The organism is Ruegeria marisrubri (genome assembly GCF_001507595.1).
In the GTDB taxonomy this organism is placed as follows: domain Bacteria; phylum Pseudomonadota; class Alphaproteobacteria; order Rhodobacterales; family Rhodobacteraceae; genus Ruegeria; species Ruegeria marisrubri.
In genome coordinates this window covers 678829-705442 of the sequence record NZ_LQBQ01000001.1, presented here as the reverse complement: position 1 = coordinate 705442, position 26614 = coordinate 678829, and the positions used below count along the sequence as shown (strand labels likewise).

The following is a 26614-nucleotide window of genomic DNA, read 5'->3' as shown; positions in this document are numbered from 1 at the left end:
TAGGAATACATATCAGCCGATCATGCGCTTCATCGCAGCCTTGGTCTCTTCGTTGAACCACCCGCCTACCGGGGCGTTGGCGCCGCCTGCGATTTCTTGTTCTATCAGCGAAATCGTGCCACCCCGGATTTGTTGCTTTACCGTGGCGTAGGTCCGCGGCGGTATCTGTGCCATCGCTTTCGCTTCTCGCACCGCGCGCACCAGCACGTCCGGATCGATTTCATCAATCACACCAACGCGGTGCGCGGTCTCGGCATCCATCGGCTGTCCGGTCAGCATCAGGCGTCGAAGTGTGTTGGGGTCCAGTGTGGCGCGCGCTATTTCCATCGGGCCGACGGGGAAACTTGCGCCCACTCGTACTTCGGCCAACCCAAGCTTGGCCTGCGGGGCCGCGACACGGAAATCAGCGGCCAGGACAAAGAACAAACCGCCCGCAATCGCTGCGCCGTTCAAGGCGCATATCGTGGGTTTCGGGCAGGCGAACAGCGAGAGAAACCCCACGTTCAGCCCCTCGACGATGGCATGCTGCTGGGAAAGGTTGAACCGCTGCGCCTCTTTTAGATCAAGACCGGCCGAGAACACCTTGAATGGGCTTGATAAAACGATTGCCTTCACTTCCGGGTCCTGAGACATCGCATTGATTTCGCGGGCAAAGCTCATCAGGAGTTCAGCGCTCAGCGCATTGACCGGTGCGCGGTTCAAGCTCAACTCGACGACACCGTCGCCATGTTTGATGCGGGTCAAAATACTGGTCATGCATTCCCCTCCTCTGCCTTTGTTCCACCGTAGCGAGACCGTGTGTCGCGCGTCGATACGCAAGGCGCCAACCCGAGGAAACGCGCTGCCTCGGCCAGTTGCTTGCTGTAGTCGCGCTCCAGCTGTTCGGGGGGTACGTGAAAACTCGGCCCTCCAATGTTGAGGCCATAGATCCGCCCATCGTCCAGAGAACGCACGGGCGCCGCGATCGCATTGACATCCTTGCGCCACAACCCGTAGCCGGCACAGTAGCCCCGGCTTTCGAAGTCGGCCTTCGCGGCTTGAATTGCATCGCGTAACTGCGCCTTAGGTGTGCCGAAATCCTGCCTGGCGTAGTCAATGGCGGCTTCGCGCTCCTGATCCGACATGCCCACCAGGATCGCGCGTCCAATGGCGGAAAAGAACAGCGGCAGCCGCGAACCCACATGCATCGTCAGAGCCACGTTTTCACGAGACCTGTGAACCGCCACATAAACGACCTCGGCCCGGTGCGCCTCGCCCAGGGCGACTGTTATGTAGGAGTTCGGGCCGCTCCTCAAAGCCCGCAAGACATCGCTTGCCCGGTCGCAGATGTCCATGCCAGCCAGAACGCCGAACCCCAGTTGCAGAACGCCGACCCCCAACCGGTAGCTTCCCCCTTGGTGGTCCTGCACGAGGTAGCCCAGCTGGCACAGCGTATGGGTCAGTCTGGAAACCGTCGGCTTCGGCAGGCCGGTGCGCTCTGAAAGGTCGAGATTGGACAGGTTGGTTTCACCGGGGCGATAGCACCGAAGGATCTCCAGTCCGCGCGCCAGCGCAGTCACGAAATTTCTGTCCTTTTCTTCGTCGGGAACAGCGCCCGGGCCCTTGTCCGGCATGTTTTCACCTATGCTTTCAACGCCTCAAGCCCGTGCCGCGCAAAGACCGAAACATATTGCCCCAGCTTTTTCGCCCTTTCGGGGTTCGAGGCATTTCCGTCCAAGGCGCGCTTGTAAACGCCTTGGATGATCGCTGCCATCCTGAAAAAATTGAAGGCGAGGTAGAAGCCAAAATTCTCGATCCCGGGCAACCCGCGACGCTCGCAGTAGCGGGCGATGAACTCCTGATCCGAAGGTAGGCCGAGCGCTGTGCGGTCTATACCAGCCAGTCCCCGCCCCTCTTTTCCCGGCGGCATCTGCCACTGCATGATGACGGCGGCCAGGTCGGCATAGGGGTGGCCGATGGTAGAAAGCTCCCAGTCCAGAACCCCAAGGCAGCGGGTGCCGTTCTTTTCGAACATCATGTTGTCGATCCGGTAGTCGCCGTGAACAAGCGTTCGTTGGCCGTCATCGGCCGGTATGTTCTGCTGCAAGGCTTCGATCAGGGCATCCATCTGAGGGATCGTGCCGGTTTCCGAGGCCCTGTACTGCTTGGTCCAGCGGCCGATCTGGCGCTCGAAGTAGTTGCCCGGCGGCCCGAAATCCGAAAGCCCGACGGCATCGACATCCACCATGTGCAACTCGGCCAGAACCCGGTTCATTTCGTCAATGACTGCGGTGCGGGTTTCGTTGCTTTCGCCTTCCATGGTCGGTTCAAAGAAATTGCGGCCGTCCAAGTGTTCCATCACGTAGAAGGCCGACCCGATCACGCTGTCGTCCTCGCACAGCAGATACATGTGCGGGACTGGAACCTTGGTGTTCTCCAGGGCCTTCTGGACGCGAAACTCGCGATCCACGGCATGGGCGGATTTCAGAAGCACCCCGGGAGGCTTGCGCCGCAGGACATAGTTCTTTTTCGGAGTCGTCAGCAGGAATGTCGGGTTCGACTGCCCAATGTCGAACTTCCTGGCTTTCAGCGGCCCTTCATAGCCTTCCAGATGCTCACGCAGATATGCGTCAACGGCGTCGATATCGAGGATTTGCGTGTCGTCGCTCATGTCAGGTCCTCAGCTGTAGGTCAGCATTTCCGCGTGTTCCGGTGGCGCGAAATGCGGTGTGGCGTTGAATTCATGCAGAAAAAAGGCGCGGGTCGTGAAGATGAACCGCGTCATCGAGGTGTTCTTGACCTGCAGGTTCAGCGCGATCATCTGCTCTGGCGGGGTATTCAGGCTGGCGGCGACCAGTTGTCCAATTGCCCCGCCTGAACTGACGACCAGCACCCGTCTCGCATCGGTTTCAGTTGCAAAGGCGCGGGCCGCTTCGACGCGAGAGCGGAACTCGTCCCAGCTCTCGCGCGCGCCAGCGACGCCGCCGGCCTGCCACTCGCGCAGGGTTTCGCGCAGGGTGCGGAAATGGGTTTTCCGGTCGTGCTGCACGGGATCAGGGATCGTGCCGCCAAAGCGAACGCGCAACAGGTCGTGAAAGTCGTATTCGTTCCAGCCTGCATGAACTTCCGGTGCTTCGCTAAACCCCATCGCCTGCAGGGTTTGCTTCTGACGCTCCAGAGCACCGGTGATCAGACGGTCCGGCACCCAACCCATATTCCGCAGAGCCTCACCCGCCAGCGCCGATTGCTGGCGGCCGAGGTCGCTCAGCCGGTCATAGTTGTCAGACCCGAAAGAGGCCTGCGCATGTCGGACGACCAGAAGCTCCGCCATGGCTTACCCGATGAACTCGGCGGCCAGTTTGGCGCCTGCTGCGCGGTATTCACGGTCGATGCGGTCAACCAGATCAGCGGCATGGACGATCTCGGTGACCTCCCCGATCCCCTGCCCTGATCCCCAGATTTCCTTCCATGCCTTCGGCTTGGACGAACCGTCCCCAAAGTTCATCGTCGAGGCATCGGCCGACGGCAGGTTATCGGGGTCCATGCCCGCGCGCACGACGGATTTTTTCAGGTAGTTGCCGTGAACGCCCGTGAACAGCGAGGAATAGACGATGTCCTCGGCCCCGCTTTCGACGATCATCCGCTTGTAGTCCTCCTGCGCGTTCGCCTCATGCGTTGCGATGAACGGAGAGCCGACATAGCCGAAATCGGCCCCCATGGCCCGTGCCGCCAGCAGTGACTCGCCACAGGCGATGGCACCAGACAGGGCCAGCGGACCGCTGAACCACTGACGGATCTCGCGGATCAACGCCATCGGGGATTGTTGCCCGGCATGACCACCGGCGCCAGCTGCCACGGCGATCAGGCCGTCAGCGCCCTTTTCAATGGCCTTGCGGGCAAAGGTGTTGTTGATGACGTCATGCAGCACCACCCCTCCGCAGCTGTGGGCGGCCTCGTTGACCTCGACCCTTGCGCCCAGCGAGGTGATCCAGACCGGCACCTTCCAGCGGGTGCAGATTTCCAGGTCCCGCTCCAGCCGCGCGTTCGAACGATGCACGATCTGGTTCACCGCAAATGGCGCGGCCGGGTTGTCGGGGTTTTCCTGATTGTGCCGATCCAGTTCCTCGGTGATCTGCTTGAGCCATGCTTCGAGCAGCGGAGGCTCTCCTTCCGCTTCGCGCGCGTTCAGCGCGGGGAACGACCCGATGATCCCTGCCTTGCACTGAGCGATCACCAGTTCCGGCACCGATATGATGAACAGCGGAGAGCCGATCATCGGCAGGCGCAAGCCCCGCAATTGTTCGGGCAGATGGCTTTCGTCGCGTTTCCAGACCATGTCCTTCATGTCCAATCCTCGGCTGTCGCGCGTATCAATATCGCGAAGTAATCCATTCTACTGCAGGGCTTTTTCAAAGATGTTGTGCCCCGACATGACATTGATCCCGCCCGAGACCGGGATCACGGCGCCGGTCACATAGGAACCGCCCCGTCCACATAGAAAGAGCATGCAACCCGCGATGTCTTCGTCCCGCCCGACCCGTTTAAGAGGCACGTCGCTGCCGACCTTCTCGCGCTTCTCCTCATCCGCCGTGGCGAAAGCGGTCATTCGCGATACGAAAGGCCCAGGCGCCAGCGCGTTGACCGTGACCGCATAGGGTGACAATTCCTTGGCCATGATCTTGGTCAGATGAATGACGGCGGCCTTGGATGCAGCATAGCTGTAGGCGCCGTCGCCCATCGGGATCTCTCCCATCACCGACCCGACATTGACCACCCGCGCCGGGTCGTCCCGCGTGCCCGAAGCCATCAGCATGGGCAGCAGTTTCTGCGTCAGGTCAAAGACACCGGCCACATTGACCGACATCACCTTTTCCCAAGCCTCGTAGGGGAACTGACCAAGCGGCGCACCCCAGGTCACGCCAGCATTATTCATCAGAATATCAAGCTTTTCCGCCCGGTTCTTGACCTCGGCTACCAAGGCGTCGATACCTTCCTTGCTGCCGATATCGCCTGCAAAACCTTCTGCAGATCCGGGGGCGTCCAGCGCGTTCAGTTCGGCCGCGACCGCCTCGCAGGCGTCACCCTTGCGCGAGGCGATCAGCACGCGGGCCCCGGCCCGAACCAGCGCTTCGGCGGCCATTCGCCCAATCCCGGTCGCGCCGCCCGTGACGAGCGCGGTCTTGCCGTGAAGTGAAAACAATTCTTCCGGTGTCATGATCTTTCCTCAAAATCCGCGCGACTGCGCGACGATGTTTGCATGATATCCGTAGTCGCCCAACCATTCGGCGGCGACGCGGGCGCGTTTCATGTAGAACCCCATGTCGAACGCGTCGGTCATCCCGATGCCGCCATGCATCTGCACGCCCTCCTGCACCGCCCGCTGGGCGGTATCGCTCGCGCGTGCCTTGGCCAGCGAGACGGCCAGCGTTGCGTTTTCGGGATCATTATCCAACATACGGCCTGCGTGCAGTATTGCCGAGGCGGTGACCTCGCATTCGCACCACAGATGCGCGGCCCGGTGTTGCAGGGCCTGGAAGGCTCCGATCGGCACGCCGAATTGTTTGCGCTCCTTGAGATACTCGATCGTCGTGCCTAAGGCGCCCGCCGCAAGTCCGGTCATTTCCGCGGCCAGTGCCGCCTGCCCGGCCTCCAGCGCTGGCCTGAGTACCGCCATGGCCTCGCCAACCTGGCCCAGAACCTCATCGCCTGTGGCCGCGACATCGTTGAACCGGATGTCCGCAGAGTCTCGGCTGTCGATCATCTCTTTGCCGTCGCGCGAGATACCTTCCCTGTCAGCGGGCAGGTCGAACAGGGTCAGATCTTCGCCGGTTCGCGCCAGCACAAGCAGACGATCGGCATTTCCCCCGTCGGCGACAAACTTCTTCTGGCCGGACAGTCGAAATCCGTTGCCCTCGGCCCGCGCCTCCATCCGGGTCTTGGCCGGATCGAACTTGGCGCTCTCATCCACCGCCAGAGCGTAGGTGGCATCGCCCGAGGCAATCCGCGCCAATGCCTCGGACGCACGCTGATCCGTCACCTGCCGCAAGGCCGTCGCTGCGATGACCGCCGTCGAGAGGAAGGGCGATGCCGCCAATGTCTTGCCCATTTCCTCGGCCAGCACACAGGCCGCAGCATGGCCCATGTCCGAGCCACCTGCGGATTCGGGCACCAGGATCCCGGCCCAGCCCATGTCCACCATGGATTTCCACAGCTCCGGATCATAGGTTTTCCCGGCATCGCGCATTTCGCGCAACCGAGATACAGGGGCTGCATCGTCAAGGAAGCCTCGCGCAGCGTCTGCCAGAAGGGTTTCTTCTTCGCTTTTCACAAGTTTTTCCATGTCGTCACCCCGGCAGGCCCAGAACACGTTTTGCGATGATGGACAGCATCACCTCGGATGTGCCGCCCTCGATGGAATTGGCCTTGGTCCGCAGCCAGTTGGGGGCGCGGCCATCCTCCCATGCCAGGGCATCCGAGCCGCCAGCAGCCATCACCAGCTCCAGCTTTCGCTTGTTGAGTTCGGTGCCCATGTATTTCAGCATTGCAGAGGCGTCCCCGGCCCCCTGCCCGGCCTCGGCCTGATCCTTGTAGCGTTCCAAGGTCAGCCCGATGGCAAGCCCGTCGATCTCTGCCCGCATGGCGTCGGCCCGCAGGATCGGGTCCGTCAGCCCGGTTTCACTCTCGGCCAAGACCGCCCCGAGGGCGCGGCCCGAACCCATAGTCCCGCCAGCGGCAGAGATCATTTCACGTTCGTGGGTCAGCAGGTATTTCGCCACGTCCCAGCCGCGATTGACCTCGCCCACAACCTGATCCTTGGGAACCTTTACGTTGTCGAAGAACGTCTCGCAGAACGGTGAGACGCCAGAGATCAGCCGGATGGGCCGCGTGGAAACGCCCTCGGACTGCATGTCGATCAGGACGAAGGAAATGCCCTTGTGCTTGGGCGCTTCGCGATCGGTGCGAACCAGCGCGAATATCCAGTCGGCCTTGTCAGCGTAGGAGGTCCAGATCTTCTGCCCGTTGACCAGCCAGTGATCGCCCTTGTCCTCGCACCGGGTCTGCAGGCTGGCCAGGTCGGAACCGGCGCCGGGTTCGGAATATCCCTGGCACCAGCGGATTTCACCCCGCGCGATCGGCGGCAGATAGTGCAGCTTCTGCTCGTGGGTGCCAAAGTGCAAAAGCGCAGGCCCAAGCATCCAGATGCCGAAGCTCTGCAGAGGGTAACGCGCGTTCAGACGGCGCATTTCCTCGTGAAAGATCTTCTCCTGTTCGCGATTCAGGCCCGCGCCACCATACTCAACCGGCCAGGTCGGCACGGTATAGCCCTTGGTGACGCAACGTTCCAACCAGATCCTTTGTGCCTCTGACGCAAAGTTCCAGTTCTTTCCTCCCCAACAGATGCTAGCCTCGTCATTGCGGCCATCGCGCATCTCCTGAGGGCAGTTTTCCTCAAGCCATGCACGCAGGTCGGCACGAAATGCCTGTAAATCCGTTGCTTCCATGCCCTGTCTCCTCCCGCACAGAAACTGATTTCGCATAGCAAAATTGCATTTCGTTATGCGGTTGACAACCGGTTGAGTGGGCAGAAGACTTAACGTCAGTTTGCGGATTTCTCAGCACAGCAAGAGGAGAGAGGGAATGAAAGCGATGCTCAGCACCGCCCCCGGAGGGCCGGAAACTCTGGAATTGACCGAGTTGCCTGACCCCGAACCGAAAAAGGGGGAACTGCTGGTGCGCGTTCATGCGTCAGGCGTGAATTTCCCCGATACTCTGATGATCCGGGATCTGTACCAGTTGAAGCCGCCCCGCCCGTTCGCGCCTGGCGGCGAGATCGCGGGCGAGGTTCTGGCCGTCGGCGAAGGCGTCGAGGGTTTTGCCGCAGGCGACCGCGTGCTGGCCTTGACAGGTCACGGGGGGTTTGCAACGCATCTGACACTCAAGGCGGCAATGGCAGTCAAGATCCCCGACACCATGCCCTACGAGGATGCGGCCTGTTTCATCTTTACCTACGGAACGTCCCATCACGCGCTCAAGGATCGGGCCAACCTGCAGTCTGGAGAAACCTTGTTGATCCTTGGGGCTGCGGGGGGCGTCGGGGCCGCCGCGATCGAGCTTGCCAAGGCTGCTGGTGCCCGGGTGATCGCTGCGGTGTCCTGTGAAGAAAAGGCCGAGTTCTGTCGCCAGATCGGCGCAGATGAGACCCTCGTTTACCCCCGCGAGATGGACAAGGACGCGCAAAAGGCGCTGTCGGCCGAGATCAAGAAACTTGCCGGCGGCGAAGGTGTCGATGTTGTCTATGACGCCGTGGGCGGTGACTATGCCGAGCCAGCCTTGCGGGCGATGGCGTGGCAGGGCCGCTATCTGGTCGTCGGTTTCCCCGCCGGCATCCCGAAAATCCCGCTCAACCTGCCGCTGTTAAAGGGATTTGAGATTGTCGGTGTCTTCTGGGGTGCATCGGTATTCCGCGATCCCAAGGGGCACGCCCAGAACATGAGGGATCTGTTCAGGCTTTACGAAGCGGGCAAGATCAAACCCCGGATCAGTGCGCGCTATCCGCTGGAGCAGGCCGCCGAAGCGTTGGAGATGATGCAGGCGCGCAAGGCCATGGGCAAGATCGTGATCACAATGGACTGAGGGCGCAATCATGTCTGCATTGGACGACACCCTTGCGGCAGATCTGAAAAACATCGGCACCGAAGTCGGGGTGTCTGACTGGATCACTGTCACGCAGGAAATGATCGACGAGTTCGCCAAGGTGACCCTTGACGACCAGTGGATCCACGTTGACCCGGCCCGCGCTGCCGCCGAAACGCCGTTTGGCGGCACAATCGCCCACGGGTTTCTGACGCTGTCCCTTGCCAGCCGGATGTTCTACGACTGTTTTGCCCCCCTGCCCGGACAGGCTATGGGGATCAACTATGGGTTTGACAAGCTTCGTTTCCTCGCACCGGTGTGCGCTGGCGCCAGGATACGGGGGCGATTTGTCCTGAGTCGTGTGCGCAAGCGATCCGAAACCGAGCTGCTGCGGGTCCACGATCTGACCGTCGACATCGAGAAAAGCGAGGTGCCAGCTTTGGTGGCAAGCTGGCTGGGCCTGACCGTTTTTCACCCCTGATCCGGTATTCGGACCTGTTCCGGCCAGATCTGGTCATATTCCCGCCAGTTGAAGGCGTATAGTGTGAAATCGGTCATAGACCGGTGGACAGCTATGCCCATTCATGGCTATGAGTGAGCCAGTGGGGAAAATACACGCATGAGTAAAATTCTGGTCCTGAATGGCCCGAACCTCAACCTTCTCGGCACACGGCAGCCAGAGGTTTACGGGCACGTTACCTTGAAGATGATCGAGGACGCCTGCACCCGGCACGGCGCGGCCCGCGGTCTGGAGGTGACATGCCTGCAAACCAACCACGAAGGCGCGTTGATTGACGCGATCCACAAAGCCCGTGGAACGCAGGATGGGATCGTGTTGAACGCCGGTGCCTACACCCACACGTCTGTTGCCTTGATGGATGCGATCTCCTCGGCGCAGGTTCCGGTGGTGGAGGTGCATCTTTCGAACATCCACGCGCGAGAGGCGTTTCGGCACAAATCCTTTATCGCACCTGTCGCGATCGGACAGATTTGCGGGTTCGGGGCCCGGGGCTATATTATGGCACTGGACGCCATCGCTGCTTATCTGGAGGGGGAAACACTCGGATGAATTTGCGAGAGTATCTTCATTTTCTGAGTTACACAAAGACGCTTGAGGAATTGTGGGACGCCCATTGCCGGCAAATGGAAAAGTACGGTTTTGTCCGGCTTTTATATGGCCATACCCAGTACCGCACGGAAACCTCGCTGGGCGACCCGGAAGACTTTGTCATTCTGACAAATCACTGCCAGGAATATCTCGACGGATTTCTTCACTCGGGGCTTTATTTTCACGCCCCGATGTTGAAATGGGCGCTGAAACACGAAGGCGCGGCCAGTTGGCGGCTGATCGGCGAGATGATGGCGAGCAACGTCATGACTTCGCAAGAGCGCAAAGTGTACGAATTCAACAAATCCATGGGCGTGACCAGCGGCTATACGGTGAGTTTCAATTCTGTCTCGATGCGCTCCAAGGGCGCGATCTCGTTGTGTGCTGAAAACGACACCCCGCAAGACGAGCTCGATGCGATGTGGGAGGAACACGGCCAGGATATTCTGCTTATGAACAACATGGCGCATCTGAAAATCCTGACCCTGCCCTACAACGCGCCAAACCGCTCTCTGACCAAGCGCCAACGCGAGGCGCTGCAATGGGTCGGTGACGGCAAGACCACTCAGGACATCGCGTTGCTTATGGGGCTGACCCCGGCGACTGTCGAAAAGCACCTGAGGCTGGCCCGTGAAGCCTTGTCGGTTGAGACCACGGCTCAGGCGGTCCTCAAGGCGTCACTGCACAACCAGATGTTCGTGATGGAACGGTAGTAACGAAAATGTGACAGGGAACACGGCCACGCTTTACGTTCGGTAAGGAAATCATGACTTCCGAATCTCTGTTCAAAATCGCATTATGATACCGTTCCGTGAGTGGTGGCTTTGGCCAAGGAACGTTTTGAACGCACCTCTGCAATTACAGAGCTCTGAGTTCCATCCGGCAAAACGGCGCATATTCTTCGCGCCTGTGAGTTGGAAATTTTGAGGGGCCCCGACCATCCCCATCACACTGGGGCCCCTCAATTCGACCCAATCAAACATCGAAACGAAAAACGCTGGCTCAATGCCAGTTTTTTTAACCTGCGATCGGGTATCGCTGCTCAATAACATCAAAGCCGGCTGGATAAATCACAGCCGGCTTCATGTTGCTATTGATAGCGCCCCCGGTCTGCGACCGGGGAACGGGAGATCAGCCCTGAGCGGCTTTTGCCACTTCGGCGGCAAAGTCTTCCTTCTCGACCTCGATGCCTTCACCCACTTCCAGGCGGATGAAACCGGTGATGGTTGCGCCGGCTTCCTTGGCGGCGGCTTCGACGGTCAGGTCGGGGTTCACAACGAACTGCTGGTTCAGCAGGGTCGATTCGGCCACGAATTTCTTCATGCGGCCCTCGATCATCTTTTCGATCACCTGCTCCGGCTTGCCGGATTCACGGGCGATGTCCATCTGAACCTGCTTTTCCTTTTCGACCACGGCCGGATCCAGATCGGCCTCGGACAGAGCGGCCGGATTCACGGCGGCGATGTGCATCGCAACCTGTTTGCCGATGGCTTCATCGCCACCCGACAGCGCAACCAGAACGCCGATCTTGCCCATGCCTGCGGTCGCCGCGTTGTGGACGTAAGAGACGACCTTGTCGCCTTCGATCTTGGCCATCCGGCGCAGGGTCATGTTTTCGCCGATCTTGGCGATCTTGTCGGTCAGAACGTCTGCAACTGTCTTGCCGCCCAGATTGGCACCTTTCAGCGCTTCGACGTCATCCACGTTCAGGGCCGCAGCGGCGATGCCCGACACCATTTCCTGGAATTCGGCGTTCTTGGCGACAAAGTCGGTTTCGGCGTTGACCTCGACAGCGACGCCCTTGCCACCATCCACGACGACGGCGACGAGGCCCTCGGCTGCGGTGCGGCCCGACTTCTTGGCGGCTTTCGCCAGTCCCTTGGTGCGCAGCCAGTCAACGGCGGCGTCCATGTCACCGTTGGTTTCAGTCAGCGCCTTCTTGGCGTCCATCATGCCTGCGCCGGTCGCGTCGCGCAGTTCCTTAACGAGTGCTGCTGTGATTGCCATGTTTAGGCTCTCCTCAATTCAAAAGGATTTGGGGCAGGTCATACCCCGCCCCATATGTCATTTCGATGACGGGCGGCTTACGCCTCGGCTGCTTCCTCGGAGCCTTCGGCAAGGGCTTCCTCGGCCGGGGCTTCTTCCAAGGCGCCCAGATCGACGCCAGCAGCACCCAACTGTGCCGACATGCCGTCGAGCGCGGCGCGGGCGGCCAGATCGCAGTACAGAGCGATTGCGCGGGCCGCGTCGTCGTTGCCGGGGATGATGTAGTCAACACCATCGGGCGAGCAGTTGGTGTCGACGACGGCGACGACCGGGATGCCCAGCTTGTTGGCCTCGGCGATGGCCAGGGCTTCTTTCTTGACGTCGATGACGAACAGAAGGTCCGGAACGCCGCCCATCTCGCGAATACCGCCCAGCGACGCCTGCAGCTTGGCCTGGTCACGCTCCATGCCCAGACGCTCTTTCTTGGTCAGGCCCTCGGCGCCCGATTCCATCGCTTCGTCGATCTGGTTCAGACGCTGGATCGACTGCGAAACGGTCTTCCAGTTGGTCAGCGTGCCACCCAGCCAGCGGTGGTTCATGTAGTACTGGGCCGATTTCTCGGCGGCTTCGGCGATCGGGCCGGCGGCCTGACGCTTTGTGCCAACGAACAGAACGCGGCCACCCTTGGCGACGGTGTCACGGATGACCTGCAGCGCCTGGTCCAGCAGCGGAACGGTCTGGGTCAGGTCGATGATGTGGATACCGTTGCGCGCGCCATAGATGTAGGGCGCCATGCGGGGGTTCCAACGTTGGGTCTGGTGGCCGAAGTGAACGCCAGCTTCCAGCAGCTGACGCATGGTGAACTCGGGAAGAGCCATGCTGTATTTTCCTTTTTCCGGTTTACGCCTTGGCGGGGGTTAGGGAAGCGGATGCTCCAACCGGCGGTCTAGATGGGGATGTCTCCCCCAAAAAGGCCAAAACCCCGCCTGCGGGTTTGAATGGCGCGCGTATACGGCAGGATCTCGGGCAACGCAAGGGGCAAAAGCCCCTATTTTTCGGGGCGCGCCAAGGCGTGCGCGTGCCGGATGGCGTCTTCGCAATGGGCGGCCAGGGCCTTGCGGTTGGGAAAGTCGCTGACCTTGGCCGGCGCGTGATAGATCAATTCGACCCGACCCTGTCGCAGCGCGCCCAGCGTCTTGAGCAGATGCGGCCCGAAATCCATGTCGCCCCACCAGCCATAGAAACGGTCCGGTTGCCCAGCCGGTGCGTGATAGATCACGGTCACTGGCTGAACATACATGAAATCGCGCAGTTCCTCGGCGAAGAACGCCGCAAAAAGCGTTGTTTTGAAGGGCAGAACCCGCAGCCCATCGGTCGAGGTGCCTTCGGGGAAGAACAGCAGCTTGTGCCCGGCCTTCAGGCGCTCCTCGAACAGCTTGGTCTGCGCGCGCGCCTTTCTGGGGTCGCGTTCGATAAACACGGTTCCGGTGGCGCGGGCCAGCCAGCCGATGCCGGGCCATTTGGCCACCTCGGCCTTGGACACGAAATACACCCGCTTGCGGGCATTGAGCGCAAAGATGTCCAGCCAAGAGGAATGGTTGGCCACAACCGCGCCGTGCTGACGCATCAACTCTCCCGAGGTCTGGAAACCGATCCCGAGCATCCGAAACGCATTGCGGGACACGAATTGCGGAATGAAGGCCGTAACCGGGCGGCGCATCCCGCACAACGGGCGTTCGAACAGGCGGACGGCCAGCAACACGATCAGACCACCTAGAACCAGCAGGAACAGGGGAACGCCCCGAACTAGCACCAAAATCCAGCCCAGCAGGCCCAGCTTGACCGGATCGGGTGCCTCCTCGCTGTACCAGAGCGCTCGGTTTGTCACGTCACGCTCCGCCATAGATACGCCTCTGCCGGTCGTTCATGCGGGACGTGTCCAGGATCAGGCACACATCAGTGGTGTTGAATGCATGGTCGATGAAGGCCCCCTCGCCCACGAATCCACCCAGTCGCAGATATGCCTTGATCAGCGCCGGGACCTGAACCATCGCCGCGCGTCGGTCCAGCTTGTCGGGGGCAACAAGGTCCATGTTCTGGAATACGCCCGGCTGCGCGCGCACGCGCAAATCGGGCGGTGCCAGGTGATTGTGGTGCAGCATCGACAAGGGCTGCGCCAGCGCCTGCACGTCGGTGCCATGAAAACTGGCGACACCGAACAAAACCTCGATCCCGTTTTCGGAAACATAATCGGCCAGCCCGTTCCAGAGGTGATACATCGCGGTTCCGCCGCGATAGTCGGGGTGCACGCAGGACCTGCCCAACTCCAGAAGTTTGCGACCACTGGACTTGAGAACACCGAGGTCATACTCGCCCTCGGAATAGAACTGGCCTATTTCTTCGGCTCGGTCGCCAGGTAAAAGGCGATAGACACCAATGACCTGTCCGGTCGAATCGTCGATGGCCAGCATATGGTCGAAGAACGGATCGAAGCGGTCGCGCTCCAAGCCGGCGACGTGATCGACCATCTCACCGCCAGCCCCCAGTTCGCGAACGAAAACATCGTAGCGGAGCCGTTGCGCCGCACGCAATTCTGCGTCTGTCTCGGCGATTTTGATGGTAATGGAGGGCCCGTGATCCGGCATTCACGATCCAACGGTCAGGAGTGGTTTCAGACGATGCGTCTGATACAGCACCTCTTTACGAAATGGCAACATGCAGGCGGGAAAACGCGATTGAATTAACCTTTCGTCAATCAGTTTCACGGATCAAAAACGGGCAACAGGGTGATCCGTGTCCCGTCGATGACAACCTTGCCCTGATCGCGAAAATTGACCGTGACCTTGCCGTCGATGTTGGACTGCACCTGCCCTACCCCCCACTCGGGAAAATCGGGGTGGCGGACATACATGCCCGGTGCAAGTATGGCGTTCAGGTCGGTCATGCCAGATGCGCGTAGGGGGCGAGAGACGGATGAAACAGGAGTTAGCCTTGGGAGAAAGCAACGTCAACCTGGCCGCGTTGATCGGGTCCCGGATCTGCCACGACTTGATCAGTCCGATCGGCGCCATCTCAAACGGGCTTGAATTGCTGGACATGGCCGGCGCCATGCGTGGGCCCGAACTGGAGCTGATTTCAGGAAGCGTCGGCAATGCCGGCGCCCGTATCCGGTTCTTTCGGATTGCCTATGGCGAGGCGGGAGACCAAACCTTGGGCAGCTCTGAAGTATCCGAGCTTCTCGACGCTCTCGGGCAGGCGGGCAGACTAAAAGCGCATTGGCGACCGACCACGGCAAAACCGCGACAAGAGGTCAGGCTGGCGTTTCTCGCGCTGCAATGCTGTGAGACGGCAATGCCTCTTGGAGGGCATGTCGAGATTGAATACGACAACGGTCATTGGAGCGTCACCGGTACGGCCGACAAATTGACGATCGACCCCGACCTCTGGCGCGGATTGACCAGCAAGACCGCCCCGGCGCGCATCACCCCCGCGCTGGTGCAGTTCGCACTCTTGCCCGAAGCGGCGGCAGCCGCCGGACGGCGTTTGCGGGTCGATACCACCTCGACCCGAATTGCCATCCGGTTCTGAGCACGCTCAGGCGCGAGTCGTTCCGTTCCCACGCACTAGGTATTTGAAACTGGTGAGTTGCGCCGCTCCGACCGGCCCACGTGCATGCATCTTGCCGGTCGCGATGCCAATTTCAGCGCCCATGCCGAATTCGCCACCGTCCGCGAACTGCGTCGAAGCGTTCTGCATCAGGATGGCGCTGTCGAGCCGTTCAAAGAAAAGGGCGGCAGCGTGGGGATCTTCGGTCATGATGCAGTCGGTGTGACCAGATCCGTAGGTTCGGATATGCGCGATGGCCTCATCTATATCGGCCACGGGTCGGGCCGCGATGATGCTGTCGAGAAACTCTTTGCCCCAATCCTCGGCCGTTGCCGCAACGGTGCCTTCGATGGCCAGTCCACCCTCGGCATGAACCTCGACTCCAGCAGCAAGCAGAGCCGAAACGACATCCTTGCCAAGCGTCTCCACTACGTCCCGATGCACCAGCAGGCACTCGGCGGCACCGCAGATGCCGGTGCGCCGGGTCTTGGCGTTCAGAACGACGTCGATCGTCTTGGCCGGATCAGCGGCTTTGTCGACATAGATATGCACGATGCCTTCGAGATGGGCAAAGACGGGCACACGCGCCTCGCGCTGCACCAATCCGACCAGCCCCTTGCCGCCGCGCGGCACGATGACGTCCACATATTCGGTCATGGTCAGAAGTTCCTGCACCGCGGCCCGATCACGGGTCGGCACCTGCTGGATCGCGTCCTCCGGCAGACCGGCGGCCTTCAACCCTTCCACCAAACAAGCGTGGATCGCCCCCGAGGAATGGAAGCTCTCGGACCCGCCCCTGAGGATCACTGCATTGCCGGATTTCAGGCACAGGGCACCGGCGTCGGCCGTCACATTCGGGCGGCTTTCATAGATCACCCCGATCACGCCAAGCGGCGTGCGCACCCGCTGAATGTTCAGGCCCGAAGGCATGTCCCACTCGGCCATGACCTCTCCGACCGGGTCGGGTTGCTCGGCCACGGCGCGCAGGCCATCGACCATGCCCTGGATGCGCGACTCGTCCAGCATCAACCGGTCCATCATCGCAGGGCTCAGACCCTTTTGCCGGCCGAACTCCAGATCCTTGGCGTTGGCCTCGATGATCTTGTCACGATTGGCCCAGACCGCATCCGCGGCGGCCAGAAGCGCCTTGCGCTTTTGTTCTGCACCGGCAAAGGCCAGTTCATTGGCAGCTTCCTTGGCGCGAGCGCCCAGTTCGGCCATCAGGGCGGGAATGTTGTCGAGATCCTTCATCGCGAGCGCCTTTCCGATCGGTCGGGTTTGCGTTCTTCTAGCAAAGAACAGGGTCAGAGGGCCATATCGTCCCGGTGTATCAACGCCGCACGCCCTGGGTACCCAAGGGTTGCTTCGATTTCCGAGGACTTGCGTCCCTTGATTGCGTCGGCTTCGCGGGCGGTATAGCGGCTCAGCCCCTGCCCCAGCCTGTGCTCTGCCCTATCCAGAATGGCCACCGGGTCACCGCGTCCGAAATCGCCGTTCACCTCGACGACCCCGGCGGGCAGCAGGCTCTTGCCATTGGCCAGCGCCCTGGCCGCGCCTTCATCCACGATGATTTCGCCGCGCGGCCTCATCGCCGCGATCCAGCGTTTGCGTGCGGCCTGCGGATCCAGCGTTGCCGTGAACCAAGTGCAGTTGGTGCCGTTTTCCAGCGTTTTCAGTGGATTGAGCGGCGAACCTTCGGTGATGACCATGTCGCAGCCAGCGGCGGTTGCCATCTTGGCCGCCATCAGCTTGGTCTTCATGCCGCCCTTTGACAGGCCCGATCCGGCATCACCTGCCATGGCCTCGATCTCGGGCGTGATCTGTTCGACGACCTCGAAGCGACGGGCGCTTGCGTCTTCGTTCGGGTTTGCGGAATAGAACCCGTCCACGTCCGACAGCAGGATCAACTGGTCGGCGCCCACGGTCACCGCGATCTGCGCTGCAAGGCGATCATTGTCGCCGTACCGGATCTCATCCGTGGCCACTGTATCGTTTTCGTTAACAATAGGAACGACACCCAGGCTCAACAAGGTCTCAAGCGTTGCGCGCGAGTTCAGATAACGCCGTCTGTCTTCGCTGTCCTCCAGCGTCACGAGCACCTGCGCCGTGGTGATCCCGTGCGGCGTCAAGGCCTCTTCATAGGCGCGGGCCAGCCGGATCTGCCCAACCGCCGCTGCGGCCTGCGATTGTTCCAACGCCAGCGTTGCTGCGGGCAGGTTCAGAACTCCGCGACCCAGTGCGATCGACCCAGAGGAAACCAGGATGACGTCGATCCCCTGCCCCTTCAACCACGCCACGTCCTGCGCCAGAGACAACAGCCAGTCCGATCGCAACAGGCCCGTGTTCCGGTCCACCAACAGCGCGGACCCGATTTTCACGACCGTTCTGCGTGCCGAAGTCAGGGCTGCCAAGGCTCGCTCTCCTCGACGGGCTTGTGGCGCAGGCGATCTTCGTCGATCTTCGTGCGCAGCGCGCGCAGCACCTCGGTCACGCCCTTGTGGGTGGCGCCGGACATGGTCATGACAGGGCCGCCAACCGCATCTTCCAGTTTGCTCCGCGCTTCGTCCAGTTGCTCCTCGGACAGGGCGTCGATCTTGTTCAGCACCGTTATCCGAGGTTTCGTGGCCAGGTCGCCGCCATAAGCCTCGAGCTCGTGGATGATGGTCTGGTAATCCTCGACAACCGACTCGGCGGTTCCGTCCACCAGATGCAGCAGCACGGCGCAGCGCTCGACATGGCCGAGGAAGCGGTCGCCGATCCCGCGTCCCTCATGGGCACCTTCGATCAGGCCGGGGATATCGGCCACCACGAATTCCACGTTGTCCACGCCGACAACGCCCAGATTTGGGTGCAGCGTCGTGAACGGATAATCCGCGATCTTGGGTCGGGCGTTCGACGTAGCGGCCAGAAAGGTGGATTTGCCGGCATTCGGCATGCCCAGCAGCCCCACATCGGCGATCAGCTTGAGCCGCAGCCAGATCGTGCGTTCCACCCCGGCCTGCCCCGGATTCGCCCGGCGCGGCGCCTGGTTGGTGGAAGATTTGAAATGCAGGTTGCCAAAGCCGCCATTGCCGCCACGCGCCAGCAAGACCCGCTCGCCAACCTCGGTCAGGTCGGCGAGGACGGTTTCCTGGTCTTCGTCAAGGATCTCGGTGCCGACCGGCACGCGCAGCACGATGTCGTCGCCATCCTTGCCGGTGCGCTGCTGGCCCTTGCCGGGCTGGCCGTTCTTGGCAAAGAAGTGCTGCTGATAGCGGAAGTCGATCAGGGTATTCAGCCCATCGACCGCCTCGGCCCAGACTGAACCACCCTTGCCGCCGTCCCCGCCATCGGGCCCGCCGAATTCGATGTATTTTTCGCGCCGAAAGCTGACGCAGCCGTTACCTCCGGCCCCGGACCGGATGTAGACCTTTGCAAGATCGAGAAATTTCATGGGGTCCCCCTACTGCAAAGGCCATACCGGCCACAAGTCAGAGTTTTCGGCTATAGGTCCAGGTTGCTACATTGGCATCCCGGGCTACGGAATAGGTTTCGGCATCTCCCAGATATTGAAACCCGCAATTGGTCAATACACGGGCCGAGGCCGGGTTGTCCTGGAACACGCTGGCGAACATGGTCGAGTTGTTCAGCGGGTTGGCTTTGACCAACGCTTCGACTGCCATCGAGGCGACGCCGGTGTTCCAATAGATCGGCGCAACCCAGAACCCGACCTCGGACTGGTTCCGATCGAGCCGCTTCAGCGAGATGATCCCGATCACCTCCGGACCGCCATCCTTGGTGGCATCCATGACCCAGACATCCGATACGCGATCCTCGCTCATGGAGCGGGTCACGAAGGCCTCGGTCGCGCTCGGCGGCAGCGGGTGCGGAATCGAAGACGTCATCCGCGCCACACGCTCGTCGCTGGCATAGTGCTCGATCAGCCCCACGTCCGACCTGCGCAAAGGGCGAAGGTCGAACCGCTCGGTTTCGATTACCGGCTGATTTATTATTGTTTCAAGTTTCATATGTGCGCCCCTCCTCCGAACAACACAAAAAGAACGGACCCGACGGTCAGCGCCGCCAATGTCCACATCAGATATTTCTCACTGCGGCTTCCTGCAACCGTGTGTGCGATCCTGTCCCCGGCGAAAGTCCAGATCGGGTGCAAAACCGCTTGGCAGATCAACAGGCTGAGAGCGATCGTGAGCGTTGCCTCGAAACTGGATGTCCCGGCGGCAACGAAACCGGTGAAACCGGCAACGATCATCGCCCAGGCCTTGGGGTTCAGCGGATGAACCAGCAATCCGGCCCAGAATCCCGGCGCCTTCTCGACAGCCCTTCCAGGCGACAGGCGAAGATTGGCGATTTTCCAGGCCAGCCAGCAAATATAGGCCGCCGAAGCATATTTCAGAGCTTCGAATACCGTTGGCACCTGTTCCGCCAGTTCCATCAGGCCAAAGCCGACCGGCCAGATGATCAACTGCTTGCCCAGGATGACGCCCCCGACAAAGGGCAAGGCGGCCCGCAGCCCATAGCGCGCACCTGTTCCCAGCAGGACCATGTTGGCCGGTCCCGGCGTGCCGACCTGGCTGGCGGCGAAAATCAGGAAACTTGTGGTCGCAACGGCCATTGGAACGGTACTTCAAACGTTAAGAACGAAAAAGGGACCGGCATTATCTGCCGGTCCCCTCTGATTTTCCATCAAACCTTGTTGGGTCTCGGCTTACTCTGCGGCCTCCGCCACTGGCAGGACCGAAATGAAGGTGCGGTTTTTCAGGCCCTTGTGGAACTTCACGGCGCCATCGACGGTTGCAAAGATGGTGTGATCCTTGCCCATGCCAACGCCTTCGCCCGGCCAGAATTTGGTGCCGCGCTGACGCACGATGATGTTGCCTGCAACAGCGGCCTGACCGCCGTAGAGCTTGACGCCAAGGCGACGACCCGCAGAGTCGCGGCCGTTACGGGAGGAACCGCCAGCTTTTTTATGTGCCATTCTCTCTCTCCTTAGCCCTGGGCCAGTTCTTTGGCCTGTTCAACCCATTCGGGTTTCACTTTGATCGTCTCGATAGCAGCAATCTGCTCGTCCGACAAGGCGGCCAGAGCGGCAAAGCTCTCGATTCCGGCCTCGGCCAGCTTCTTGGCGGCTGCAGGGCCAACGCCGGTGATCTTGGTCAGATCGTCGGCAGCGGCTGCGGCAGCCGGAGCTTCGGCTTTCGATGCGGCCTTCTTGGCGGGTTTGGCGGGTTTGGCTGCCTTGGCAGCTTCGCCTGCCGGAGCCGAACCGGTTGCAACCTTCACGCCCGACTTGTCCGCACCCGAGGTGAGGATGTCGGTGATCCGGACCAGGGTCAGTTTCTGACGGTGGCCCTTGGTGCGCTTCGAGCTGTGCTTACGACGGCGCTTGACGAAGTTGATGACCTTGTCACCCTTGATCTGCTCGATCACTTCGGCCTGAACGGCTGCACCTTCGATGAACGGCGCACCGACGACGGGGGCATCGCCACCCAGCATCAGAACGTCGTTGAATTGAACTTTTTCACCTGCATCAGCAGCCAGCTTTTCAACGCGGAGCACATCGCCCGCCTGAACCTTGTACTGCTTGCCGCCAGTCTTGAGGACCGCAAACATGCGTCTTTCCTTTTCATTGCCGCGTTCTGTGGCCCCCCGTCAGACGGGTGTTTCCGGCTTTCGCCGCCTCGAACAGCGCGCCCATTCGTGGGCGGATTTCAGACCCTCAGGAGCATCCTTCCGGGCCAAACAATAACGATACCCGGCACAGATGCCCGCCCGGGATGCGCGCTTATCCAGACAATCGGAGCAAATGTCAACAGGTTTGGGTGGTCACAGATCCGATGCCGCCATCGCGCTCCCTACTGCGTGGCCCAGCTCGTAGTGCATACGCACATACATTTTGTCGAAGCCGTCGAACAGAGCCTCGTTCAGAGAGCGTCCGGCGTCAGTCCGCGAAAAGGCGATACTCTCGCGCATGTCCGCGTCGCTCAGCGGTCGGTAGGCCATCATAAGAAAGCTGAACAGCCAATCTTCCGTTTCCTTTCGCCTCGCATCTTCATTGGCTAGCATGGACGATATCATGGCCCCCTCATCGCCCAGGGCACCCCGGCCCTCCACCATGCCCTGGAAGAAAAGAAAATCCGCCACCAACCCGCCCTCAAAGTTTTGCTGAACCAGATCGTTGACACGAACATACTCATCGACCAGCAGGTAGAACGAAGATGAGCGATCGGACTCTTCGTACCGCGCCTTGGCCATTTCCAAAACTTCCGGGTCCGAGATGGCCCGGCGGGCCGAATTCTCCAACGCAATGATGGTCTGACCGAGTTCGCTTTCAAAAAAGAGTGATGCCTGTTCCCGCTGGCTTTTTGTCAGACCGTCCCGCAGCGCGGTCCGAAGGGATTCCGACATGAAGGCTGGAGAGTAGATCTGTCGAACCCTGTCCTCGAATAGAACACCGCCGCTATTCTCCAGAAGCTGCTGGTCGAGATCCTGTCCATACCTCAGGCCCTCCTCCCTCAGAATTTCGACAACTTCTTCGAGACGAAGCGCATGGGCCAGACGGTCGACTGTTTCATCGGCCATGGCCGCACATGGCCAGAAAAGGCACATTGCCGCCAAGAACAGGCCCCTGAGCATCAGATATCTTGCACTGGCTGCAATCCGGCCATCCGAACGGCCAGCGCCTCGAACCTGTCCGCCATGATCTCGTATTGAACAGCGTTCAGCAACTCGTAGACTTCCTGCATCAACGGTTGCTCCAACGCATCGGCATACGCCTCGATTTCGGCGTCCGAGAAGCCCTTGTAGGTATAGGCCGCACCGGCAAGCGCCGACAGTTGCAGGGCGCCCCGCAGCGCAGCTTCATTTTGCTTCATCAACGCGCGCAGTTCATCTGCGTCCAATTGCAGGTCGATCACGCCTGCCGCGCTTGCCGCCAGCAAGAAGCGAATCTGGATTTCCTGTAGGGCCCTGAGAGCGGTGCCATCAGAATCGATAGCGCGGTTCATCCGCTTGAGGCTTTCGACCCGCCCCGACCCTTTCTTGACCAGTTCGGCGATGATGGCTTGCCCCTCCAACTGCTTGGCCTCGTCATCTTCGATCATGTGCGACGCGTTCTCAGCCTCGACCAGACGCTGGCCGAGAGCGGAGGCATAGAATTCAACGGCGTGGGTGAGCGCATCGTCGCTGAGCGTCTGTTCGAGAATCGTCACGGCCAGTTCCCGCATTTCACCGGTGTCGAAGACCTCTTCGGTCAGCCGCTTCCATTCGGCCCCGAATTCACCCGGATCGATTCCCAGCATGTCCGGCGCAGAAGATGACGCAAAGGCGATGCTGTCGAGCGCAACATCGAAACCCGTCGTTGCAAGGAAAGCTTCAATTCGTTCGCGCTCCGCGGCCCTGACAGGAACTGTACCCCACAGCAAAGCGACAAGGATCACCAGGACGAGTGAAGTGAAGCGAACAAGAACTTGCGTCATGCTATCCAGCCTAGGTGATTTCTGACTTCAGGCAACGGAAAATCCGATTATGGAGAAAAACCGGAAATTTCTGCTTGCACCCCCCGGCGTTCACCACTAAATCCCCCTCTCACAGACCCCCGCGGAGAGGTGCCGGAGTGGTCGAACGGGGCGGTCTCGAAAACCGTTGTGGGTGCAAGCCCACCCAGGGTTCGAATCCCTGTCTCTCCGCCACCATCACCCTTTCGAACCCGTTCAGGCCGCCCGACCGAGGCGGATTTTCTCCCGTATTCAAAGGGATTTGCCGGATGGGTGCGAACCGCTGAGACGGCGGAGCACAGTGATTTTCGTCTCTGAATGGTCTCTCGTCTCTGGTCGGGCGAACCGCCCCGATTTCGGTTCGGTCGGAATTTTTCTCGCCTTTCCAACAACCTGACTCGCAACGCCGCCAAAACTGCGCGCCCTGTTTCCATCGCTATCGACCGAGACAGAGACCGAACATGCGGGAGGCGTAGCCGATGGGCGTGCTGGCTGAGTACCGCGAAGCAATGACGGTGTAAGCGTGGTACGCGGACTTTCGCTTTTCAGTGGTCCGTTGACTGCTAAGCAGCCTTGGTGCGGGACCTCAGGAAGAGCCAGCCTGCCGTCATGAGCGGGAACAATACGGAGACCATGACAGCCGCAGCGCTCTGCTCGTTCAGCGCCCCGTAGGCAGCGCCTGTCACCCCACTCAGCGCAACAGCGAATGGGACCGCTATGCCAGGATGCAGACTTGCCATCGCAAGCCGCAGGGCCAGCACATAGCCAACGAGAACGTTGGCACCAAGCCAGAGATAGCTGAGCGGGCCAAGCGGGATCAGGAACGGTTGCGGTAGCCAGATCTGAGCAAACCCTACCATCGGCGATAGCATGTCGCAGGCGAGATGCACGCTGATGCCGATCAGTGCTCCAGCGATAGGCGCCGCGCCAAGTGAGCGGCCTAGAATCAGAAACACCAAAGCGGGAAGGATGGAATGCGTGATGATTGACCGGTGATGGAGAATTGGCATCAGTGCCAAGTCAATGTCAGGCACCCCTAGAAAAATCCACGCCATCAACATCATCAGGCCGATCTTTCCTGCATGCGTTCGACCTGCTACGGAAGCGACCCTCAGGCTGATGCCGAACAAGCGCAGGGTCAATTCACCAGCGCCCCGCACACGCGAGGGATCATCAGCATTGTTTTGCTGTGGTGGATTTCGTTTGAGAAATGGAAAGCGAAACAATCCCATAACTCGAAAAGAGCCGGGTGTTCCGGGCGCGTCAAGCCTTCAAGGAGTGCCACTCGGCATGCAGCCGAAACAGCTGCATTCTTGGTTAGTCGAACACCCGCGCTGGCTGCTCGTCCCACGGTAGGGACGCCACGAAGCACAGGTCATAGAGGCTGATCGCGCAGGGTTCGCGGCGCACGACCAACCGCTCGAGAACGTCCGGCGCCAGCCACGCGAGGCGCAGGAGGCGGCTGACATAGCGGTCGGAGAGGCCTTCCTCGGCGGCGAGATCGGCGATGGTGGTGACCTCGCCGCGCTCTATCCGCTTCCGCCATGCCCACGCCCGGCCAATGGCGCGCAGCACGCGGGGATCCTGCCCCGGCGGCGGGTCCGACGTCTCGACGTCCTTTGGCGGCAGGATGCGCGGCCGCCCGCCGCGCTTGCGGACCGTGAGCGGAATGTGGACGCGGATCGTGTCGTTCGCGGGCATCAGGCGGCGTCCTCCTGTGCGGGCGTCATGAGACTTGCCAGCGCGCCAAGCCCGTCGTGGCGCAGATCGATGTCGAGCCCGTCCTCGCCCACCGTCACGCGCGCCACGAGTAGCTGGACGACGCGGGCCTGCTCGGCCGGGATCAGCGCCTTCCAGAGATCGTCGAACTGCGTGAGTGCTGCGGTTACGGTGCCCTCGTCGAGGTCGGGCCGCTCCTTCTTCAGGGCCCGCGCGGTGCGCGCGATAACCTCCGGCGTGCGCAGCAGCCGCCGGATCTCGCCGATCACCGCTTCCTCGACCATGGCCGCGGGGAGCCGCTGGGGCCCGCGCAACTCGGCCGTCGGCCGCTTCTGGATCACGTCCATCGAGACGTAGTAGCAGTACCGCCTATTGCCCTTCTTCGTGTGGTGCGGGGTCATCGCGGCGCCGGTCTCGGTGAAGATCAGCCCGCGCAGCAGCGCCGGCTCGGTGCTTCGGGAGCGCCCGGCGCGCTGGTTTCGGTTGCCGGCCAGTACGGCATGGGCGGCGTCCCACAGCTCGGGGCTGATGATCGCCTCATGCGCGCCGGGATAGACCGCGCCCTTGTGGGTGATCTCCCCGCGATAGATGCGGTTGTGCAGCAGCTTGTAGAGTGAGCCGCGGTCGATGGGGCGGCCGCGCTTGGAACGGATGCCGCGCGCGTCCAGTTCGCGCACCACCGAGGCGGTGGTCTCCGACCGCGCAAAAAGCTCGAAGATGGTGCGGACGTTCTCGGCTTCGGCCGGGTTGATCACCAGCTTGCGGTCGATGGCGTCATAGCCGAGCGGGACGAAGCCGCCCATCCACATGCCCTTCTTCTTCGAGGCCGCGACCTTGTCGCGGATCCGCTCGCCGATCACCTCCCGCTCGAACTGGGCGAAGCTGAGCAGGATGTTCAGCGTCAGCCGGCCCATGGAGGTGGTGGTGTTGAAGGATTGCGTGACCGAGACGAAGGTGACGCCATGGCGGTCGAAGATCTCCACCAGTTTCGAGAAATCCATCAGCGCGCGGCTGAGCCGGTCGATCTTGTAGACCACGACCACGTCCACCAGCCCGTCCTCGATATCGGCGATCAGCTGCTTGAGCGCCGGGCGGTCCAGTGTGCCGCCGGAAAAGCCGCCGTCATCGTAGCGGTCGCGCAGGCAGGCCCAGCCCTCGGCGCGCTGGCTGGCGATGTAGGCCTCGCAGGCTTCCCGCTGCGCGTCGAGGCTGTTGAATTCCATGTCGAGCCCTTCCTCGGTGGACTTGCGGGTGTAGATGGCGCAGCGCAGGCGGCGCACGGGCGTTTGTCGCGCGGTCATTTCACCCCTCCCGTCCGGTCGAGGCCAAAGAAGCGCCAGCCGTTCCAGTTCACGCCGGTGATGGCGCGCACGGCGGCCGAGAGCGACTTGAAGCGCCGCCCCTGCCACTCGAACCCGTCCGCCAGCACGGTGACGACATGCTCCTCACCCTCCCATTCGCGCACCAGCTTGGTGCCGGGGGCGGGCTTGCGCGGGTCCGAGACCAGGCCGCCCAGCTTGCCGGCAGCGATCTCCTCGGCCAGCACATCGAGCGTGCGGCGCGTCTCGCGGCGCAGCCCCCCATGGGCCAGTTCCTGGATGCGGTAGCCGAGCCGAAGCTCGAGATTGCCACGGCTGCCATTCGGCGCGGGCGCGCCGAACAGCGCCTCCCATTTCTCGCGCAACTGCGCCACGCTCATCGCCCGCAGGGCCATCAGTTCCGCCAGGACGTCGGGCCGTCCTGTGGTGCTTCCATTCGATCGAGAGTTCCTCATTCCTCGCCTCCAACTCGGTTTCGCAACTGCCTCCGACGACGGCGTCTGAGGGCGAGAATGTCCAGAGAACTGTCTGGGTCGGTCGGAGAATTCTCGTTCGTGGTCAGCGGGTTGGCGCGCGAAATGGCGCCGGCGAGGATATCGGCGAGCTCAGCGAGCCGCTGGTTGGTCGTGAGTGTCTCGGCGGGCGGTGCGAAGGACAGATCGTCGGGCATGGGGAGCGAACCTCCTGAGGCGGTTTGCTCCGTGGTGGCCGGGCGCGATAACAGATATCAAGCTAAAACAGGGAGTTGTCGTAAGAACGCGAAACAAAAG

At 61.2% G+C, this 26614-nt stretch carries 32 protein-coding genes and 1 tRNA gene; 6 read left to right on the top strand and 27 right to left on the bottom strand.

Features of this window, described 5'->3' with window-relative positions:
- Positions 1-12: 12 nt before the first annotated feature.
- The 8 genes from AVO45_RS03410 to AVO45_RS03375 are packed head-to-tail and all read right to left on the bottom strand — an operon-like array spanning position 13 to position 7481.
- On the bottom strand, positions 13-756 hold the full coding sequence (locus AVO45_RS03410; protein WP_068344434.1) for an enoyl-CoA hydratase/isomerase family protein: 744 nt from the start codon (positions 754-756) through the stop codon (positions 13-15).
- Positions 753-1613, bottom strand: coding sequence for an IclR family transcriptional regulator (locus AVO45_RS03405; protein ID WP_082688637.1), 861 nt, complete (start codon positions 1611-1613; stop codon positions 753-755). The genes AVO45_RS03410 and AVO45_RS03405 overlap by 4 nt, the downstream gene beginning before the upstream one ends.
- An 8-nt stretch (positions 1614-1621) precedes the next feature.
- Positions 1622-2650: a phosphotransferase gene (locus AVO45_RS03400; protein WP_068344431.1), complete on the bottom strand. Its 1029-nt coding sequence runs from the start codon at positions 2648-2650 to the stop codon at positions 1622-1624.
- 9 nt (positions 2651-2659) lie between these two features.
- The gene (locus tag AVO45_RS03395; protein ID WP_068344429.1) at positions 2660-3310 is read right to left on the bottom strand and encodes a histidine phosphatase family protein; all 651 of its coding nucleotides are present in this window, start codon (positions 3308-3310) and stop codon (positions 2660-2662) included.
- A 3-nt stretch (positions 3311-3313) separates the two neighbouring features.
- Positions 3314-4315: an NAD(P)H-dependent flavin oxidoreductase gene (locus AVO45_RS03390; protein WP_068344701.1), complete on the bottom strand. Its 1002-nt coding sequence runs from the start codon at positions 4313-4315 to the stop codon at positions 3314-3316.
- Between the two features lie 57 nt (positions 4316-4372).
- Positions 4373-5194, bottom strand: a complete 822-nt coding sequence (locus tag AVO45_RS03385; RefSeq protein ID WP_068344427.1) for an SDR family NAD(P)-dependent oxidoreductase — start codon at positions 5192-5194, stop codon at positions 4373-4375.
- Between the two features lie 9 nt (positions 5195-5203).
- The gene (locus tag AVO45_RS03380) at positions 5204-6319 is read right to left on the bottom strand and encodes an acyl-CoA dehydrogenase family protein (RefSeq protein ID WP_068344700.1); all 1116 of its coding nucleotides are present in this window, start codon (positions 6317-6319) and stop codon (positions 5204-5206) included.
- Between the two features lie 4 nt (positions 6320-6323).
- Positions 6324-7481 carry an acyl-CoA dehydrogenase family protein gene (locus AVO45_RS03375; RefSeq protein WP_068344425.1) on the bottom strand — a complete coding sequence of 386 codons (1158 nt, stop codon included), beginning with the start codon at positions 7479-7481 and terminating at the stop codon, positions 6324-6326.
- Positions 7482-7617: 136 nt separating this feature from the next.
- Here AVO45_RS03375 and AVO45_RS03370 point away from each other — a divergent pair, with 136 nt between their 5' ends.
- The 4 genes from AVO45_RS03370 (at position 7618) to AVO45_RS03355 (ending at position 10434) form a co-directional block, all read left to right on the top strand.
- On the top strand, positions 7618-8613 hold the full coding sequence (locus AVO45_RS03370) for an NADPH:quinone oxidoreductase family protein (RefSeq protein ID WP_068344423.1): 996 nt from the start codon (positions 7618-7620) through the stop codon (positions 8611-8613).
- Positions 8614-8623: 10 nt separating this feature from the next.
- Positions 8624-9094 carry a MaoC family dehydratase gene (locus AVO45_RS03365; RefSeq protein ID WP_068344421.1) on the top strand — a complete coding sequence of 157 codons (471 nt, stop codon included), beginning with the start codon at positions 8624-8626 and terminating at the stop codon, positions 9092-9094.
- Between the two features lie 138 nt (positions 9095-9232).
- Positions 9233-9682 (top strand): type II 3-dehydroquinate dehydratase, encoded by a 450-nt coding sequence (gene aroQ, locus AVO45_RS03360; RefSeq protein WP_068344419.1) that lies wholly within the window; start codon positions 9233-9235, stop codon positions 9680-9682.
- Complete coding sequence (locus tag AVO45_RS03355; RefSeq protein ID WP_068344416.1) at positions 9679-10434, top strand: helix-turn-helix transcriptional regulator; 756 nt, start codon at positions 9679-9681, stop codon at positions 10432-10434. The genes aroQ and AVO45_RS03355 overlap by 4 nt, the downstream gene beginning before the upstream one ends.
- Positions 10435-10852: 418 nt before the next feature.
- On the opposite strand, the gene tsf is transcribed toward AVO45_RS03355, so the two are convergent.
- The 5 genes from tsf to AVO45_RS03330 all read right to left on the bottom strand — a co-directional run bounded on the left by tsf (position 10853) and on the right by AVO45_RS03330 (position 14651).
- The gene (gene tsf, locus AVO45_RS03350) at positions 10853-11728 is read right to left on the bottom strand and encodes a translation elongation factor Ts (protein WP_068344415.1); all 876 of its coding nucleotides are present in this window, start codon (positions 11726-11728) and stop codon (positions 10853-10855) included.
- A gap of 77 nt (positions 11729-11805) precedes the next feature.
- Positions 11806-12585: a 30S ribosomal protein S2 gene (gene rpsB / locus AVO45_RS03345; RefSeq protein ID WP_068344413.1), complete on the bottom strand. Its 780-nt coding sequence runs from the start codon at positions 12583-12585 to the stop codon at positions 11806-11808.
- A gap of 170 nt (positions 12586-12755) precedes the next feature.
- Positions 12756-13610 carry a lyso-ornithine lipid O-acyltransferase gene (olsA, locus tag AVO45_RS03340; RefSeq protein WP_068344411.1) on the bottom strand — a complete coding sequence of 285 codons (855 nt, stop codon included), beginning with the start codon at positions 13608-13610 and terminating at the stop codon, positions 12756-12758.
- A complete protein-coding gene (gene olsB / locus AVO45_RS03335; protein WP_068344409.1) occupies positions 13597-14352 on the bottom strand; it encodes an L-ornithine N(alpha)-acyltransferase in 756 nt (251 codons plus the stop codon). Before olsB ends, olsA begins: the two co-directional genes overlap by 14 nt.
- Before the next feature lie 116 nt (positions 14353-14468).
- Entirely contained in the window at positions 14469-14651 is a 183-nt protein-coding gene (locus AVO45_RS03330) for a DUF3553 domain-containing protein (RefSeq protein WP_068344407.1), read from the bottom strand.
- A 47-nt stretch (positions 14652-14698) separates the two neighbouring features.
- Between AVO45_RS03330 and AVO45_RS03325 the strand changes: the two genes are divergently transcribed.
- The gene (locus AVO45_RS03325; protein WP_082688636.1) at positions 14699-15295 is read left to right on the top strand and encodes a histidine phosphotransferase family protein; all 597 of its coding nucleotides are present in this window, start codon (positions 14699-14701) and stop codon (positions 15293-15295) included.
- 6 nt (positions 15296-15301) lie between these two features.
- On the opposite strand, the gene AVO45_RS03320 is transcribed toward AVO45_RS03325, so the two are convergent.
- The 9 genes from AVO45_RS03320 to AVO45_RS03280 form a co-directional block, all read right to left on the bottom strand.
- Positions 15302-16564 (bottom strand): glutamate-5-semialdehyde dehydrogenase, encoded by a 1263-nt coding sequence (locus AVO45_RS03320; protein ID WP_068344403.1) that lies wholly within the window; start codon positions 16562-16564, stop codon positions 15302-15304.
- A gap of 53 nt (positions 16565-16617) precedes the next feature.
- Positions 16618-17724 (bottom strand): glutamate 5-kinase, encoded by a 1107-nt coding sequence (gene proB / locus AVO45_RS03315; RefSeq protein ID WP_068344402.1) that lies wholly within the window; start codon positions 17722-17724, stop codon positions 16618-16620.
- Positions 17712-18746: a GTPase ObgE gene (obgE, locus tag AVO45_RS03310; RefSeq protein WP_068344400.1), complete on the bottom strand. Its 1035-nt coding sequence runs from the start codon at positions 18744-18746 to the stop codon at positions 17712-17714. Before obgE ends, proB begins: the two co-directional genes overlap by 13 nt.
- Positions 18747-18783: 37 nt before the next feature.
- Complete coding sequence (locus AVO45_RS03305; RefSeq protein WP_068344398.1) at positions 18784-19320, bottom strand: GNAT family N-acetyltransferase; 537 nt, start codon at positions 19318-19320, stop codon at positions 18784-18786.
- A complete protein-coding gene (locus AVO45_RS03300; RefSeq protein WP_068344396.1) occupies positions 19317-19925 on the bottom strand; it encodes a LysE family translocator in 609 nt (202 codons plus the stop codon). Before AVO45_RS03300 ends, AVO45_RS03305 begins: the two co-directional genes overlap by 4 nt.
- A 93-nt stretch (positions 19926-20018) precedes the next feature.
- Positions 20019-20288 carry a 50S ribosomal protein L27 gene (rpmA, locus tag AVO45_RS03295; protein ID WP_005983052.1) on the bottom strand — a complete coding sequence of 90 codons (270 nt, stop codon included), beginning with the start codon at positions 20286-20288 and terminating at the stop codon, positions 20019-20021.
- A gap of 11 nt (positions 20289-20299) precedes the next feature.
- Positions 20300-20923 carry a 50S ribosomal protein L21 gene (locus AVO45_RS03290; RefSeq protein ID WP_068344394.1) on the bottom strand — a complete coding sequence of 208 codons (624 nt, stop codon included), beginning with the start codon at positions 20921-20923 and terminating at the stop codon, positions 20300-20302.
- A gap of 213 nt (positions 20924-21136) precedes the next feature.
- Positions 21137-21892 (bottom strand): DUF2059 domain-containing protein, encoded by a 756-nt coding sequence (locus AVO45_RS03285; protein WP_157770087.1) that lies wholly within the window; start codon positions 21890-21892, stop codon positions 21137-21139.
- 53 nt (positions 21893-21945) lie between these two features.
- Positions 21946-22788: a DUF2059 domain-containing protein gene (locus AVO45_RS03280; protein WP_068344390.1), complete on the bottom strand. Its 843-nt coding sequence runs from the start codon at positions 22786-22788 to the stop codon at positions 21946-21948.
- Positions 22789-22911: 123 nt separating this feature from the next.
- On the opposite strand from AVO45_RS03280, the gene AVO45_RS03275 reads away from it, so the two are divergent.
- Positions 22912-23001: transfer RNA gene (locus AVO45_RS03275), tRNA-Ser, on the top strand.
- A gap of 368 nt (positions 23002-23369) precedes the next feature.
- Here the strand turns inward: AVO45_RS03275 and AVO45_RS03270 are convergent.
- From AVO45_RS03270 to AVO45_RS03250, 5 genes are all read right to left on the bottom strand, one after another.
- A complete protein-coding gene (locus AVO45_RS03270; RefSeq protein WP_157770086.1) occupies positions 23370-24038 on the bottom strand; it encodes a hypothetical protein in 669 nt (222 codons plus the stop codon).
- Positions 24039-24123: 85 nt separating this feature from the next.
- Entirely contained in the window at positions 24124-24507 is a 384-nt protein-coding gene (locus AVO45_RS03265; RefSeq protein ID WP_068344386.1) for a hypothetical protein, read from the bottom strand.
- Complete coding sequence (locus AVO45_RS03260; RefSeq protein WP_068344385.1) at positions 24507-25826, bottom strand: recombinase family protein; 1320 nt, start codon at positions 25824-25826, stop codon at positions 24507-24509. The genes AVO45_RS03265 and AVO45_RS03260 overlap by 1 nt, the downstream gene beginning before the upstream one ends.
- Complete coding sequence (locus AVO45_RS03255) at positions 25823-26299, bottom strand: DUF2924 domain-containing protein (protein ID WP_068344383.1); 477 nt, start codon at positions 26297-26299, stop codon at positions 25823-25825. The genes AVO45_RS03260 and AVO45_RS03255 overlap by 4 nt, the downstream gene beginning before the upstream one ends.
- On the bottom strand, positions 26296-26514 hold the full coding sequence (locus tag AVO45_RS03250) for a hypothetical protein (RefSeq protein ID WP_068344381.1): 219 nt from the start codon (positions 26512-26514) through the stop codon (positions 26296-26298). The genes AVO45_RS03255 and AVO45_RS03250 overlap by 4 nt, the downstream gene beginning before the upstream one ends.
- Positions 26515-26614 lie beyond the last annotated feature (100 nt).